Below are 13,118 nucleotides of genomic sequence, written 5' to 3'. Positions count from 1 at the left end.
ACAGAGGAGAACGAAATGTACCGGATTTTGAAAGAAGCCTGGCGTCTGGGTTGGCCTGCCAGAGACAAGACCCTGGGCAAGCCCAACGGCAAGGGGAGTCCCTTTGTGCGTAGCGCCGCCATTCGCCATGTGGATGCCGGCTCCTGCAATGGCTGCGAACTGGAGATTCAAGCCTTGGGAGGCCCTCACTACACCCTGGAACAAACCGGGCTACGCTTTGTAGCCTCTCCGCGCCATGCCGATATCCTCCTGGTCACCGGCCCCGTGAGTCGGCACATGGCCAGCGCTTTGACGGAAACCTATGCGGCCATGCCCAATCCCAAGTGGGTTCTGGCCCTGGGCGATTGCGCCTGTACCGGCGGGATTTTCAAGGAGAGCTATGCAGTGCTTGGCGCGGTGGACGAGCTGTTACCCGTTCAGGCTCGTTGTCCTGGATGCCCGCCCCGGCCGGAAAGGATTTTATCGACCTTGCAAGAAGTCATGACAGCCAGACGCGAAACCTGAAAAAACCGGACAATGGCCAGGAATTGACCCGGAGCCCCCGTTCAGTCGTGCTCTTGGCGAAAGAGCCGCTTCATGAGCACTCTGCTTTGTCTATAGTATAACTTTGAGTTTTATTGCCCGCCGAAAGGACCGTCATGCCGCGCCTGCCGAGTCTTGCCATTCCGCTGCCCAACCGGCGCGACCTCATCGCCCTGACACTGCTTCTCGGCCTGATCCTGCTGATCGTGCAGGCCAGCCACCGGATGGCGGTGCCCTTCCAGCCCGGGCAGGTACTGCCCATCTCCCTGTCGCCCCTGGCCTTGCCCGAGTACGCCCTGTATACGGTTCTGCGGATGCTGGCGGCCCTGCTGGTCTCTCTCCTCTTTACCTTCGGCTATGCCATCCTGGCGGCCAAGAACCGTTATGCCGAGAAGATATTGATCCCACTGCTGGACGTGCTCCAGTCGGTCCCCATCCTGGGCTACCTCTCCATCACCGTCACCGGCTTCATGGCCCTGTTTCCCGGCAGCCTGCTGGGATTGCAGCTCGCGGTGATCTTCGCCGTCTTCACCTCCCAGGTGTGGAACATGATCTTCAGCCTTTACATGTCGCTGAAGACCGTCCCCAAGGAATTGCAGGAGGCGGCGGCCCTATACCGGCTCAACGGCTGGCAGCGCTTCTGGAAGCTGGAACTGCCCTTCGCCATGCCGGGGCTCATCTGGAACACCATGATGTCCATGTCGGGGGGATGGTTCTTCGTGGTGGCCGCCGAGGCCATCACGGTGGCCGGTCAGCGGGTGATGGTGCCGGGGATCGGCTCCTACATCGCCACGGCCATCACCCAGCGGGACCTGGGAGCCATCTTCTGGGCCATCGCTGCCATGCTGCTGGTGATCCTGCTCTACGATTGGCTGCTGTTCCGCCCCCTGGTTGCCTGGGCCGACAAGTTCAAACAGGAGACGGTAACAGGCGATACCGCGCCGCGTTCCAGCGTACGCACCTTCCTGCAGCGCACGCGGCTGCTGCGCTGGGCCCTGCTGCTGCCGGCGGTATTGTGGGAATGGAGCGTGCGTATCCTGCCGCCGCCATCATTTCGGCACCACCCTCTCCACCCCGATTGGGAACGATGGATCGACCGGGCCCTGGTGGCCCTCCTTGCATTAGGCGGCGCTGCGGCCCTATGGGCGCTGTGGCGCTTCCTTCCTGCCGAGTTCGGCTGGCGGGAGGTCCTCCACGTCCTGTTCCTGGGGTTGCTCACCGCCACGCGGGTGTTCGTTCTGGTCTTGCTGTCATCCCTGCTCTGGGTGCCCGTTGGCGTCTGGATCGGATTGCGGCCCCGCATGGCCCGCCGCGTGCAGCCGTTGGCACAGTTCCTGGCCGCCTTCCCGGCCAACCTGTTCTTTCCCTTGGTCGTGGTGCTCATCATCCACTTCCATCTCAATGTGAACATCTGGACGAGCCCCCTGATGATCCTGGGGAGTCAGTGGTATATCCTGTTCAACGTCATCGGCGGGGCCTCCGCCCTGCCCAACGATCTCCTGGAAATTACCCGCAATCTGGGCGTGCGGGGCTGGCAACTGTGGCGCCGCCTCCTGCTCCCTGCCGTATTTCCGGCCTATGTGACGGGCGCCATCACGGCCTCGGGCGGCGCCTGGAATGCCAGCATCGTGGCCGAGGTGGTCAGTTGGGGCAAGCATACCCTGGTGGCCAAGGGTCTGGGTGCCTTCATCACCGAGGCAACCGCCCGGGGCAATCTGCACCAGGTTGCCCTGGGCGTCGGAGTCATGTCCCTGTTCGTGATCATCATCAATCGTCTGTTCTGGCGCCGTCTCTATCGGTTGGCGGAAACGCGCTGGCGCCTGGACTACTGAGGAATCTCAATGACTGGATCACCCATTTACGAGCTGCGGGGAGTACGCAAGGTCTTCCAGACCCCGGAAGGGGAGGAGGCGGTGATCCTGCAGGATGTGGACATCAGCCTGCAGGAAGGGGAAATCCTGGCGCTCCTGGGGCGTTCGGGGTCGGGCAAGTCCACCCTCCTGCGGATCATGGCCGGACTGGTCCCAGCCAGTTCCGGCGAGGTCCTTTACCGGGGGCGCCCGGTGGCAGGACCGGTACCTGGAGTAGCCATGGTCTTCCAGAATTTTGCGCACTTCCCCTGGCTCACCGTGCTCCAGAACGTGGAACTGGGCCTGGAGGCCCTCCGGGTTCCCCAGGCCGCGCGGCGCCAGCGGGCCCTTGAGGCCATCGACATCATCGGTCTGGACGGCTTCGAGTCGGCCTACCCGCGGGAGCTGTCCGGCGGGATGCGCCAACGGGTGGGCTTTGCGCGGGCCCTGGTCATCAACCCCGACGTGCTGCTCATGGACGAACCCTTCTCGGCCCTGGACGTGCTCACCGCCGAGACCCTGCGCACCGATCTGCTGGATCTCTGGAGCGAGCACCGCATTTCCACCCGCGGGATCCTGCTGGTCTCCCACAACATCGAGGAAGCCGTGCTCATGGCCGACCGCATCCTGATTTTCGGCGCCAATCCCGGTCACGTGCGGGCCGAGATCCCCGTGCGCCTGCCCCAACCCCGGGACCGGCAGTCGGAGGCCTTCCGGGGGCTGGTGGGTGAAATCTACCTGATCATGACTACACGCCCGACCTTACGGGCCGACGAGCAGCTGCGGGAAGGGGTTGGTGTCGCGTACCACCTGCCCGCCGTGTCCGTCAACCGCCTTGCCGGTTTATTGGAGGCCCTGGCCGCTCTGGAAGCGGTGGCCGGGTCACCGCGTATCAGCCTGCCGGAGCTGGCCGAAGACATGCATTTTTCGGTGGACGACCTCTTCCCGCTCCTGGAGGCCCTGGTGCTGTTGGGCTTCGCCCAGGTGGGAGAGGGCCAGGTGGAACTGACCGCCAGCGGCCGGGATTTCGTGAACGCGGACGTACAGGAACGCAAGGCCCTTTTCGCCCGCCACCTCCTGGAACGGGTTCCCCTCGCGGCCTACATCCGGACCATCCTGGACGAACGACCCAGACACGTGGCGCCGATCGAGCGCTTCCTGGGCGAGCTGGAAGACCACCTCAGCGAGGAGGACGCCCGCCGGGTCCTGGAAACGGCCATCTTCTGGGGACGCTATGCCGAGATCTTTGCTTACGACGACAATGCCCGCGTCCTGAGCCTGGAAAACCCGGGGGTATAGGTGAAGCTGCGAGATGATTTTGGCGCGCTGCGCAGGCATGACCCTTTTGCGCTGCATACCTGATTGCGATATAGTTACCTCGATATATCCAATCTGGTCAACTCCTTGGACTTTCAGCACATCCCCGCCATGACCCAGTGCACACCCGAAAATCCCGTGCCTCTTGCACCGACATCCGCATTCATCGCTGGAAGCTGGACAGATTTGCCAGCGCGCTTTGTGCTGCGAAGCCCTGTCGATGGGCGGATACTCGCCGAAGTGGCCGATTGTGGAACCCGGGAGGCGGAAGCAGCGGCGCAGGCGGCAACGGCCGCTTTTGCAAGCTGGCGTCTAACGACCGCCTACCAGCGCGCGGCCATCCTCAGCCGCTGGGCGGAGCTCATCCAGAGTCATGCAGGAGACCTCGCCCGGCTCATCACCTGGGAGATGGGCAAACCCATACGCCAGAGTCGTGCGGAAATCAAAACCGCCGTCACCCTGGCGCGCTGGTACGCCGAAGAATGCAAGCGCATCACCGGCGAAAGCATCCCTTCCCAGTTTCCGGACAAGCGCCTACAGGTCTGGAAAGTACCGGTGGGCCCGGTATTCGCCATTACGCCGTGGAACAGCCCGGTCTCCATGGTCGTGCGCAAGATCGCGCCGGCTCTGGCCGCCGGCTGCACGGTCATCCTCAAGCCCGATGAGCAAACCCCGCTCTCCGCATTGAAACTTGCCGAGCTCTGGGCGGAGGCCGAAGGCCCAGGCGGCACTTTGCAGGTGCTCCCCAGCGCCGATCCGGTGCCATTGGCAGAGCGCCTGATGATGGACCCACGCATCGCCAAGTTGAGCTTTACCGGTTCCACGGCGGTCGGACAGAAGCTTTACGGACAGGGATCGTCGACCATCAAACGGCTTGCCCTAGAGCTCGGCGGACATGCTCCGGTGCTGATTTTTGCCGATGCCGACATCGACGCGGCGGTGGCCATGACGATCCACGCCAAATTCCGCTATGCCGGCCAGTCCTGTGTCGCCGCCAACCGCCTCTATGTGGAGGATGCGATCCTGCCGGAGTTTACCGCGCACTACCTGGAAGCCATGGGTCATCTCCAGGTCGGGGACCCTTTCGCCGAGGACACCGACATCGGGCCGCTGGTTTCCGAAACCGCTGTAGAGAAGTTCAAGGCGCAATTGCAGGATGCCCTGGACCGGGGTGCAAGACTGCTGCGCGGAGGGGCTGTACAAGGCCTGTACTGCACGCCGACCCTCCTCGCCGAGGTCGATCCGCAGAGCCGGATATTCCACGAAGAAAGCTTCAGCCCTTTGCTGCCCATCCAGGGATTCCGCGACGAAGCGGAAGCCATCGCCCTTGCCAATGACACCCCCTATGGCCTGGCCGCCTATCTCTGGACGCGCGATCTCGGCCGCGCCTACCGCGTCGCGGAGGCGCTGCAATGCGGCATCGTCGGCATCAATGACGGGTCTCCGGCCACCCCCCAGGCATACTTTGGCGGCAGCAAGCTTTCCGGACTGGGCGCCGAAGGCGGCAAATGGGGTTTGGAGGAGTATCTGCAATTGCGTCATGTTTCCATCCAACTACCGGGATAATCAGCCATGTTCTTCTCCCCACAGGAAATTGCCGCACTCATCCAGGAGGATCAACCTTTCCTGGACCTCACCACCCGGATGCTGGGCATTGGTGACCAAGCCGCTAACATGCGATTTCACTGCCGTCAGGATATGACTGTGGCCGGTACGGAACTCGCTGCGAAGATATTGGACGCCTGCGGACTTAGCGTGACCGAAAGTCAGCCTTCGGGCGCATCGGTTGCAACGGGAAACACCCTGTTGGCTGCAGAAGGTTCCGCAAGTGCCGCCCATTCTGCCTGGAAAGTGGCGCAAAATGTGTTGGAGTACGCCTGCGGCATCGCGACCTACTCCGCGCAATTGGTACAGCAGGCGCGCCAGATCAATCCCCGAGTATCGGTGGTGGCGACCCGTAAGAATATTCCCGGCATACGGCGCTTTGCCGTCATGTCCGCCCTCGCTGGGGGAGTCATGCCGCACCGCTTGGGCCTTTCGGAAAGCGTGCTCGTGTTTGACCAACACTTGCACTTTTTAGGGGGCATATCCCCTTTTTTGGATAACTTGGAACAATACCGGAGGCAGGTTCCCTCCAGCAAAATCGTGGTGGAAGTACAGAACACGAATCACACCCTGAGCGACGCCCTGGCGCTGGCACAGGCCGGGGTCGCCGGGATTCAGTTTGATAAAATGGCGCCCGAAGCATTGGCGGCAATCGCTGCGAAACTGCGTGCCGTGGCGCCGGGGGTGACGTTGTTTGCGGCGGGTGGAATTACCCTTGCGAATATTCGGGACTATGCGGCAAGCGGCATGGATGCCCTGGTGACCAGCGCGGTCTATCACGCCGCACCGGCGGATATCGGTGTGGAGATTCGCCCCGCATGAGGCCCTGACTCCCGCGCGTCACGGGATTGTGACCAGCATGTGGCTCCCCCTAACCCGCCCTGGCCACGGCGCTTCCATCACCCGACAAGACCCCGGAGGGCATCTGGAGCACCTGAATCCCCTGCTCCCGAACGAAACGCGCTTCGTTTCGGGTCAGCGGTGCCTCTATCAGCGCCCAATGACGATCCGATGAACGCTTCATGATCTGGCGGGCGAAATTGCGCTGCAACTGGTCATTGAAACGGCATCCGACAAAAAGAAAATGGCGTCCTGTGCGGATTTGTTGGACGATCTCCGGGATAGGTGTCTGAATGTCGATTTCCGTCAACACTTCGACAAAATCCGTATCAGAAACGAGGTAATTATTGGCCGGACTTTGTGAGCCCCAAGGCTCATACAGTATTGTGTCCCATTGGGCAGCCACTGCGGCTTCGACCGACTGGCCATCGGCATCCATATATCCCGTCCAGTGGCCATAATGCTCGGTCTGACTGAGCCCCTGGACACGACCCCAGCGTGTACCCTGTTCGGCCAAAGCCCTGGCCATACCGTTGTCGTACCAGAGATGGACGATCAACGGAAGTTTCCGGGCTGCCAGGTCGCGCTGCAAAGGATGGATCGGTGGATCCTCGGCAAAGGCCTTGTCCATCATACCGACGAGAGTCTTGCGGTGCTTGAAGTTCTCGATATATTGCGCGGCCCCGGTGAGGTTGCGCCGGGCCTTGTGAGGTACCGTCACCTGGCTACTGAGCACTTCCGCCAAAGCCGGCAACTCGCTGGGCAGGGCGGCTCCAGCCTCCGGCAACAGGCCGGGGCCGAGATACGGAATGATGCGCCCTTCCGCAAGGCCGCTGAAGATTTCCGAAAGATCCTTATCCATCGTCATGATTCCTCATGTGGCGTGGGAAAGCAGCCCAGCCTTGACCTGTTCGATAACCGCTGGTTCGAGGCGAAAAATGCCCCTTCCCCCGGAGAGAGATTCATACCCATTGGCAGAGTGTCTGCTCAGCGCATTGAACCAGTCCTGAGGACTGATCCCGCCGGGACACTCGCCAATTTCCCGCACCCTGCCATCGTTGGCAAAACGTGCATGAATGATGACGAGCGACTGTTCCATCACATCCTCCTTATAAGCCCGAAGAAAAGCCCAAAAGCTCGATGACGACATCTTCTTCACCGATCATGGCCTGACAGGCCAGACGGGATTTGCTGCCGACCCCCACGATGGTATCCAGGCGTTCATTTTCCAGACGCTGGATTTTCGACACGCTCTTCCGCCCTTCCTGGACGAAAATATGGCAGCTCTCACATTCGCCTTTGCCTTCGCACTTCAGGACCATGGGTTCGCCAGCAGCGATTACCGCGGCGGCGAGACTGGCCCCCACGGGCATCTCAACAGTTTTACCACTGGGTTTGATGGTGATAGTGGGCATTCAATCTTCTCCTCTATTAAAATGAACGTAAAAAACAACACGCTAATAAATGGCGGCACCAGCACCCACATTGACGGATGCATCCTTCAATGTTTCGATGATAAAGGCAATTTCCTCTTCCCCCAGACGCGGGTGAAATGGCAGGATCAAGGTGCGGTCGGACACCCGCACGGCGGTCGGACAGTGCCCGCCGCCCCGCTCGCGATAATAGGATTGGGTATGCATGGGCAGGCAGTAAGAGGCCGCCTCGATACCCTGGGCGCGGAGATCGGTGACGATGGCATCCCGGCTGCTGCGGCTGAACCGGGTACCGAGGTGTACTTCGTACACGAACCAGTGCACTGCGGTGGCATCCGGCCCGCGGTAAGGATCCTTGATACCTTCAAAGGACTTCATGTACTCAAAGTAAAGCGCTTCCACCTGCTGTCGGCGTTGCAAAATGCCGTCCAGGCGGGCGAGTTGGACCAGCCCTATGGCGGCCTGAATATCGCTCATTTCTGCCTGCAGGGGTGGACGGGTAGGCGCCACCACCGAGCCCCGCTCACTGATGCCCCGCGCGCGGTACTGGCGCAGACGGCTGACGATTTCCGTATCATCCGTCACCATCATGGCACCTTCACCGCAAAGCAAGGCCGAAGGCTGGGCAAAGGCAAAAATGGCACTGTCCCCGAAGCTGCCGACCAGCCTGTCCTGATAACGGGAGCCGATGGCCTCCGTGGAATCTTCCAACAGAATCAGGCCGTTTTCGTTGGCCATCGTGCGCAACTCCTGCCAGAAGGCAGGATGCCCCTTGGTATTGCCGGCGAGAATCGCCCGGGTTTTCTCCGTAATCAGGGTCTCCGCTCCTTTGGGGGAGATCGTGCCGGAGTAGTAGTCGATATCCGCGAACACCGGCTGAACCCCGTACCATGCCAGGGCATGCCCGATCTGCCACCAGCTATAGGGCGAGAGGATGACTTCGTCGCCCGCCCTGATTTCGTAGGCCCGCAGACAGAGCATCAGGGCCAGAGTCGGACTGGCGACGGCGACGGCATAGCGCCGGCCGTGATAGGCGGCAAAAGCCGTTTCGAAGGCCTCCACTTGTTCATCGGCACTGATGCGGGTGGAGCGCAATACCACCTCTACGGCTTCCAGTTCGCCGGTGCTGATGTCCGGGTCGGAAAGCGGGATTTCAAGCGCGATCATGTCGTACTCCGGTGCATGGCGAGCAGCAGGCCCGTCGCAGCCTGAAAATCGGATGTGACCTTCCAGCAGTGGTCGCGAGTATCGAGCAGGTGCAGGTCAAAATATTCGCCGGTACGGAAAGGCTCGTCGCTGACATCGCCGGCGGGACATTGGGTAATGGGTAGTCCGGGGAAGCGGGTACGCAAAACAGGCAGGATGCCTTCACCAGACAGGCACGCATTCCGGCCCAGATCAAAAAGCAGCGCAAGATCTTCGTCAGTGAATTCCATGGTCTCAGCCCTCCAGTCGACGCGCTTCTACGGTCACCGGCAGGCGGGTATCATTGGGCATCTCCGGCAATTCCAGGCGCCAGCCATTAGCCAGCGTCACCATGCCACCCCACAGTTCCGGTTTCTGACACTCGGTAATGGGTTCTTCGAGATCCTTCTTGGGCACATACGCCGTCAACTCACCAGCGGCATTTTTGCGAATCATCACCTTCATGGGGTTATTCCTTATTTAGTGTGCACAAGAAATCGGGGCACCGACCGTCATGGGTGGCATGTCCATCATGCCCAGCAGGATGCCCGGTAATACGCGGAGCACCCGTTCCACATCCTCCGACCGGTTCAGGCGTCCAAAGGAAAAACGCAGTGAGGACAGCACCGCCGTTTTGGAAAAGCCCATGGCCGTGAGCACATGGGAAGGTTCCTGCCCGCCGGCAGCACAGGCCGCACCGGCCGCAGCCGTAATGCCCTCCTGTTCCAGGCGATAGAGCAATTCCTCGCCGTCGAGAGCGATAAACCCGACATTGCTGGTATTGGGTAAACGCTCGGCTTCCTGTCCGTGGATGCGCGCACAGGGCATGAAAGCCAACAGACCTTGTTCAAAATGATCGCGCAATTCCCGCAAGTAACGCGCCTCGTGTTCGATATTGGTGAGCAGACCGGCAGCGGCCGCAAAACCGGCAATGGCAGGAACATTCTCGGTACCGCCCCGCCGTCCCCGTTCCTGATGACCATGAAACAAGGGGGGTAAGGCAATGCCTTTGCGCACGAACAATGCCCCCACGCCCTTAGGTCCGTGAATCTTATGTGCCGAGCAGGACAAAAAATCCACACCGGAAGCGGCTGCATTCACAGACAGTTTGCCGAGCGCTTGGGTCGCATCCGTATGAAAAAATGCCCCCGCACCATGCGCAATGGCCGCCGCTTCAGTAACCGGAAAGATCACCCCCGTTTCATTGTTGGCCCACATGAGGGAAACCAGGGCGGTATCCGGACGCAAGGCAGCGCGCAGGTCTTCCAGATCCAGCCGCCCCTCTTCATCCACCGGCAGGTAACTCACCTCTATCCCGAGGCGCTCCAGTTGCTGACACATGAGCAATACCGAAGGGTGCTCCACCTGGCTGGTGATGAGGTGGCGTTTGCCTTTGCTCAGGGACAGCGCGCCCAGGATCGCCGTATGATTACTCTCCGTCGCGCCACTGGTAAAAATCAGCTCCGCCGGTGACGCGCCCAACAATTTGGCTACCGCAACCCGCGCCTCACCCAGCGCCTTCTTGACGCTTACGCCCGCTTCGGAGGCGCTGGACGGATTGGCATATTCCGTGGACAAATAGGGCAACATGGCGTCCAGTGCCGCCGGTGCCAAGGCTGTTGTCGCATTATTATCCAGATAAATGCTGCGCGCTGTGCTCATGGCTTCTGCGCTCCGAGGGGTAATATTTCCTCTTCCAGACAACCCACCACCATGCCGTTGGCAAACTCCACGAGGTAGAGGGGCGTATTACTCTCCTCATGATGTCCTACCCGCACGATTTCTCCCGGACTATCCTTGGCCACCAGCAAGGCCCCTTCGGCCTCCCCCGGATAAGTCCCGTCATTGAAAATGTCTTCGCCAGCCAATACCCTGAGGCCCCAATCAAATCGGGGAGGACGTAGATCCATCATAAAATTTTCTCCTCCTGACTCGGATTGTATTCGATCAATTCCAGTTCACGACCCTTCATCCCGACCAGATGACCACGTTCATAAAAATCCACGCCATAAATATAAAATTGTTGCAAATAGGTGCCGATACTGATGACAAAACCGACATCGCCTTTGGTGACAATGACTTCGCCAATTTCGGCGCCGGTGAATGTCCCATCATTTTTCACATGCTTGCGGGAACGGACTTTATCGCCATAATTGAACTCGGGCTCGGCGCCCAACTCCACCGTTGCGCTGTCCCTGCTCATTCCGGCCATATTCCACCCTCCCCTGGCAATCGCTGTCTGGAAAGCGGTTCGCCTTTCCCCAAGCGTTCCGCGGCGCAACGACGCACCTCATAATCCTCATCCGCCAACAGGCGGATTAGCGCTTCCTGCCCGCCGCGCGCCGCTACCTCATAGCGGATACGCCAATCGGCATCGTCAACCAGCGTGGAGAGGATCGCCACCGATACGCGTTCAATGGCAGCCAGACGGACCCCGGGATCCTCGTCCTGCAGCATTTTGCCCAGAGCATCCACGCCGATGCGTTTGGCCACAACCCGCCGGACCTCCACATCGGAATCATGCATCATGAGCGGCAGCAGGCCCTTGGGCAGGCGGCGCACCACCTCCAGGCGTACGTAATAGTCCGGGTCGTACATCATGGCCGACAGGTTACGGTCATCCAGTCGCGCCGCCACCCGGATACGCACTTCCCGATGCGGATCGTGGATCATTCGCAGCAAATAGCGTTGCGGGAGCCTTTGCGCTACCGCCCAGCGCACGGTTTCGTCGGGATCGTTCATCAGTGCGGGCAGATGAAAAATGTCCGCATAACGTGCGGCGCAAGCCCGCACCTCAAAGTAGCCGTGTTGCAGATAATCCTTGGCGATCTGCGGATTCCAGCGGAAAAAGCGATCCACCCTTTTGGCGTAACGATCATGCATGCAGGCATGCAATGGTTCGCAGTTCACTTCCGGGATCCCGCGCTCAGGACAAACTGCACAGGAGATGGCATCGCCCTGCCAGTCAATGGCCTCGTCCGGATCACTCATCGTCGTCTTCCTCTTTTTTTTGCAGGACTTCCAGCAGCACCCGGGCCTGTATTTTATCCGTCGGGTCCAGTTCGATGAGTTTGTCCATGATTTTGCTGCCCGTAGCCAGATGACCCAGACGCAAATGCAGGTAACCATAGGCTTTCAGCACGAACATATAAAAGCGGGCTTGCGGCGCATCAAAACTGCCAAAATCCGCCTGCCGCTCCCTTACCTTGCGCCAGTCCGGGTCAATACCCAATTCTGCGGCGCTGCGCTGCAGACAGATACGGGCCGTTGCCAACGCCTCACTCAGCCGGCCTTTATAGAAATAAAATTTGTACAAACCCAGGTAAACGACCATGTGTTCGGGCGCGATGGCGATGGCATCCATCAGATGATCCTCGGCGCGCACGTCGTCCGCATAAGAGCGCGCCGCGAGATGCAGATGGCGTTCTGCCGCCTCTGGTAGAAGGCCTTCATAGTAACGGCGGTTCAACCATTCATCGTCCCAGATATTGCTCATGCCGCACCCTTATATTTCAGGGGGTGGAGCAGTGCCGCCTCACATTCCTCACAGCAGGCATAACTGCTGTAAGCCTGTGCGAGATGACGCTGCTTCCTTGCGGAAATATGGGTAAATATCTCTGCTGCACGTAAATCGATTTGGTCGAGATGCAGAGGAAGAACTGCTGCATCCGCAGCACAACGATGGATAGTTGTGTTCGTGTGATGAACGATCCAGGTTTCCATGTTTTCCTCCCTCTGGTCTCTGCTATACCCGCAATGGGCATTATTCCTTGGGTGTAAATGAAGTTCCGCAACCACAACTGGCCGCCGCATTGGGATTGGTAAAAACCAGCCCGGTATTCATCAGGCTGTCCTCGCAATCGACGACGACTCCGTTGAGAAAAGGAACACTCTTCTCCTCCAGCAGCACCGGAATGCCGTTACTGGTGATGGCCACATCGCCAGGCTCCGCCGCCTCGACGATGCGAAAATCGTAAGAGAGGCCGGAGCACCCGCCGGGCTTTACCGCAAGGCGGAAAGCACTGGAAGCATTGCCACCGCCAAAGGCGATCATTCGCTGAATAAAACGCTCCGCTTTAGGCGTAAAGGTGAGTTCCATGGCAGGTTCCTAAGCGACGTAGCGGGGATAGTTGTTGTCAATGATGCAGGTATCATCCACCGGACATACCGCCACACACTGAGGTTCATCGAAATAGTTTATACATTCCGTACACTTGGCCGGGTCGATCACAAAGGTGCCATTTTTTTCGGAAATCGCCATATTCGGGCATTCCGGTTCACAGGCTGAACAACTGGTGCATTGGGAAGCGACAATTTTATAAGCCATGATGTTTCTCCTTTCATAAAATGGGGGAGGCCATCTCCC

General features: G+C 59.7%; 19 protein-coding genes. 5 read left to right on the top strand and 14 right to left on the bottom strand.

All coding sequences use genetic code 11. The features are described from left to right. The first annotated feature begins 15 nt into the window (after window positions 1-15). The 5 genes from ACJU26_RS06890 (at window position 16) to modD (ending at window position 6,116) form a co-directional block, all read left to right on the top strand. The gene (locus tag ACJU26_RS06890) at window positions 16-504 is read left to right on the top strand and encodes an NADH-quinone oxidoreductase subunit B family protein (protein WP_414041767.1); all 489 of its coding nucleotides are present in this window, start codon (window positions 16-18) and stop codon (window positions 502-504) included. Window positions 505-638: 134 nt separating this feature from the next. Beyond that, complete coding sequence (locus tag ACJU26_RS06885) at window positions 639-2,354, top strand: ABC transporter permease (RefSeq protein ID WP_414041766.1); 1,716 nt, start codon at window positions 639-641, stop codon at window positions 2,352-2,354. A gap of 9 nt (window positions 2,355-2,363) precedes the next feature. Further along, window positions 2,364-3,671 (top strand): nitrate/sulfonate/bicarbonate ABC transporter ATP-binding protein, encoded by a 1,308-nt coding sequence (locus tag ACJU26_RS06880; protein ID WP_414041765.1) that lies wholly within the window; start codon window positions 2,364-2,366, stop codon window positions 3,669-3,671. A gap of 129 nt (window positions 3,672-3,800) precedes the next feature. Continuing rightward, window positions 3,801-5,255 carry an NAD-dependent succinate-semialdehyde dehydrogenase gene (locus ACJU26_RS06875; protein WP_414041764.1) on the top strand — a complete coding sequence of 485 codons (1,455 nt, stop codon included), beginning with the start codon at window positions 3,801-3,803 and terminating at the stop codon, window positions 5,253-5,255. A gap of 6 nt (window positions 5,256-5,261) precedes the next feature. Beyond that, on the top strand, window positions 5,262-6,116 hold the full coding sequence (gene modD, locus ACJU26_RS06870; RefSeq protein WP_414041763.1) for a ModD protein: 855 nt from the start codon (window positions 5,262-5,264) through the stop codon (window positions 6,114-6,116). 49 nt (window positions 6,117-6,165) lie between these two features. Here modD and ACJU26_RS06865 read toward each other — a convergent pair whose 3' ends face one another. From ACJU26_RS06865 to ACJU26_RS06800, 14 genes are read right to left on the bottom strand one after another with little or no spacing between them, the layout of a single operon-like run. Beyond that, window positions 6,166-7,002, bottom strand: coding sequence for an SIR2 family NAD-dependent protein deacylase (locus tag ACJU26_RS06865; RefSeq protein ID WP_414041762.1), 837 nt, complete (start codon window positions 7,000-7,002; stop codon window positions 6,166-6,168). A 6-nt stretch (window positions 7,003-7,008) separates the two neighbouring features. Beyond that, on the bottom strand, window positions 7,009-7,233 hold the full coding sequence (locus tag ACJU26_RS06860) for a hypothetical protein (protein ID WP_414041761.1): 225 nt from the start codon (window positions 7,231-7,233) through the stop codon (window positions 7,009-7,011). A 10-nt stretch (window positions 7,234-7,243) separates the two neighbouring features. After that, a complete protein-coding gene (locus tag ACJU26_RS06855) occupies window positions 7,244-7,549 on the bottom strand; it encodes a 2Fe-2S iron-sulfur cluster-binding protein (RefSeq protein WP_414041760.1) in 306 nt (101 codons plus the stop codon). A gap of 42 nt (window positions 7,550-7,591) precedes the next feature. Next, entirely contained in the window at window positions 7,592-8,734 is a 1,143-nt protein-coding gene (locus ACJU26_RS06850; protein ID WP_414041759.1) for a DegT/DnrJ/EryC1/StrS family aminotransferase, read from the bottom strand. Then, window positions 8,731-9,003, bottom strand: coding sequence for a hypothetical protein (locus ACJU26_RS06845; protein WP_414041758.1), 273 nt, complete (start codon window positions 9,001-9,003; stop codon window positions 8,731-8,733). Before ACJU26_RS06845 ends, ACJU26_RS06850 begins: the two co-directional genes overlap by 4 nt. Window positions 9,004-9,007: 4 nt before the next feature. After that, window positions 9,008-9,217, bottom strand: coding sequence for a putative nitrogen fixation protein NifT (gene nifT, locus ACJU26_RS06840; protein WP_414041757.1), 210 nt, complete (start codon window positions 9,215-9,217; stop codon window positions 9,008-9,010). 15 nt (window positions 9,218-9,232) lie between these two features. Then, the gene (locus ACJU26_RS06835; protein ID WP_414041756.1) at window positions 9,233-10,414 is read right to left on the bottom strand and encodes a cysteine desulfurase family protein; all 1,182 of its coding nucleotides are present in this window, start codon (window positions 10,412-10,414) and stop codon (window positions 9,233-9,235) included. Next, a complete protein-coding gene (locus ACJU26_RS06830) occupies window positions 10,411-10,665 on the bottom strand; it encodes a nitrogen fixation protein NifZ (RefSeq protein ID WP_414041755.1) in 255 nt (84 codons plus the stop codon). Before ACJU26_RS06830 ends, ACJU26_RS06835 begins: the two co-directional genes overlap by 4 nt. Next, window positions 10,662-10,964: a nitrogen fixation protein NifZ gene (locus ACJU26_RS06825; RefSeq protein ID WP_414041754.1), complete on the bottom strand. Its 303-nt coding sequence runs from the start codon at window positions 10,962-10,964 to the stop codon at window positions 10,662-10,664. The genes ACJU26_RS06830 and ACJU26_RS06825 overlap by 4 nt, the downstream gene beginning before the upstream one ends. Then, window positions 10,952-11,743 carry a 4Fe4S-binding leucine-rich repeat protein gene (locus ACJU26_RS06820; RefSeq protein ID WP_414041753.1) on the bottom strand — a complete coding sequence of 264 codons (792 nt, stop codon included), beginning with the start codon at window positions 11,741-11,743 and terminating at the stop codon, window positions 10,952-10,954. The genes ACJU26_RS06825 and ACJU26_RS06820 overlap by 13 nt, the downstream gene beginning before the upstream one ends. Further along, window positions 11,736-12,248, bottom strand: a complete 513-nt coding sequence (locus tag ACJU26_RS06815; protein ID WP_414041752.1) for a hypothetical protein — start codon at window positions 12,246-12,248, stop codon at window positions 11,736-11,738. Before ACJU26_RS06815 ends, ACJU26_RS06820 begins: the two co-directional genes overlap by 8 nt. After that, the gene (locus ACJU26_RS06810; RefSeq protein ID WP_414041751.1) at window positions 12,245-12,475 is read right to left on the bottom strand and encodes a hypothetical protein; all 231 of its coding nucleotides are present in this window, start codon (window positions 12,473-12,475) and stop codon (window positions 12,245-12,247) included. Before ACJU26_RS06810 ends, ACJU26_RS06815 begins: the two co-directional genes overlap by 4 nt. Window positions 12,476-12,515: 40 nt before the next feature. Beyond that, entirely contained in the window at window positions 12,516-12,851 is a 336-nt protein-coding gene (locus ACJU26_RS06805) for a HesB/IscA family protein (protein WP_414041750.1), read from the bottom strand. Window positions 12,852-12,860: 9 nt separating this feature from the next. Continuing rightward, on the bottom strand, window positions 12,861-13,079 hold the full coding sequence (locus ACJU26_RS06800) for a 4Fe-4S binding protein (RefSeq protein ID WP_414041749.1): 219 nt from the start codon (window positions 13,077-13,079) through the stop codon (window positions 12,861-12,863). Window positions 13,080-13,118: the final 39 nt, after the last annotated feature.

This window comes from Acidithiobacillus sp. M4-SHS-6, from assembly GCF_047421495.1.
Lineage (GTDB): Bacteria > Pseudomonadota > Gammaproteobacteria > Acidithiobacillales > Acidithiobacillaceae > Acidithiobacillus.
This window is presented reverse-complemented; position numbering and strand designations above follow the sequence as displayed.

Excerpts from the sequence above, each read along its gene's own strand:
- ACJU26_RS06890 (WP_414041767.1), top strand. The coding sequence starts at position 16 with ATGTACCGGATTTTGAAAGAAGCCTGGCGTCTGGGTTGGCCTGCCAGA.
- ACJU26_RS06885 (WP_414041766.1), top strand. The coding sequence starts at position 639 with ATGCCGCGCCTGCCGAGTCTTGCCATTCCGCTGCCCAACCGGCGCGAC.
- ACJU26_RS06880 (WP_414041765.1), top strand. The coding sequence starts at position 2,364 with ATGACTGGATCACCCATTTACGAGCTGCGGGGAGTACGCAAGGTCTTC.
- ACJU26_RS06875 (WP_414041764.1), top strand. The coding sequence starts at position 3,801 with ATGACCCAGTGCACACCCGAAAATCCCGTGCCTCTTGCACCGACATCC.
- modD (WP_414041763.1), top strand. The coding sequence starts at position 5,262 with ATGTTCTTCTCCCCACAGGAAATTGCCGCACTCATCCAGGAGGATCAA.
- ACJU26_RS06865 (WP_414041762.1), bottom strand. The coding sequence starts at position 7,002 with ATGACGATGGATAAGGATCTTTCGGAAATCTTCAGCGGCCTTGCGGAA.
- ACJU26_RS06860 (WP_414041761.1), bottom strand. The coding sequence starts at position 7,233 with ATGGAACAGTCGCTCGTCATCATTCATGCACGTTTTGCCAACGATGGC.
- ACJU26_RS06855 (WP_414041760.1), bottom strand. The coding sequence starts at position 7,549 with ATGCCCACTATCACCATCAAACCCAGTGGTAAAACTGTTGAGATGCCC.
- ACJU26_RS06850 (WP_414041759.1), bottom strand. The coding sequence starts at position 8,734 with ATGATCGCGCTTGAAATCCCGCTTTCCGACCCGGACATCAGCACCGGC.
- ACJU26_RS06845 (WP_414041758.1), bottom strand. The coding sequence starts at position 9,003 with ATGGAATTCACTGACGAAGATCTTGCGCTGCTTTTTGATCTGGGCCGG.
- nifT (WP_414041757.1), bottom strand. The coding sequence starts at position 9,217 with ATGAAGGTGATGATTCGCAAAAATGCCGCTGGTGAGTTGACGGCGTAT.
- ACJU26_RS06835 (WP_414041756.1), bottom strand. The coding sequence starts at position 10,414 with ATGAGCACAGCGCGCAGCATTTATCTGGATAATAATGCGACAACAGCC.
- ACJU26_RS06830 (WP_414041755.1), bottom strand. The coding sequence starts at position 10,665 with ATGATGGATCTACGTCCTCCCCGATTTGATTGGGGCCTCAGGGTATTG.
- ACJU26_RS06825 (WP_414041754.1), bottom strand. The coding sequence starts at position 10,964 with ATGGCCGGAATGAGCAGGGACAGCGCAACGGTGGAGTTGGGCGCCGAG.
- ACJU26_RS06820 (WP_414041753.1), bottom strand. The coding sequence starts at position 11,743 with ATGAGTGATCCGGACGAGGCCATTGACTGGCAGGGCGATGCCATCTCC.
- ACJU26_RS06815 (WP_414041752.1), bottom strand. The coding sequence starts at position 12,248 with ATGAGCAATATCTGGGACGATGAATGGTTGAACCGCCGTTACTATGAA.
- ACJU26_RS06810 (WP_414041751.1), bottom strand. The coding sequence starts at position 12,475 with ATGGAAACCTGGATCGTTCATCACACGAACACAACTATCCATCGTTGT.
- ACJU26_RS06805 (WP_414041750.1), bottom strand. The coding sequence starts at position 12,851 with ATGGAACTCACCTTTACGCCTAAAGCGGAGCGTTTTATTCAGCGAATG.
- ACJU26_RS06800 (WP_414041749.1), bottom strand. The coding sequence starts at position 13,079 with ATGGCTTATAAAATTGTCGCTTCCCAATGCACCAGTTGTTCAGCCTGT.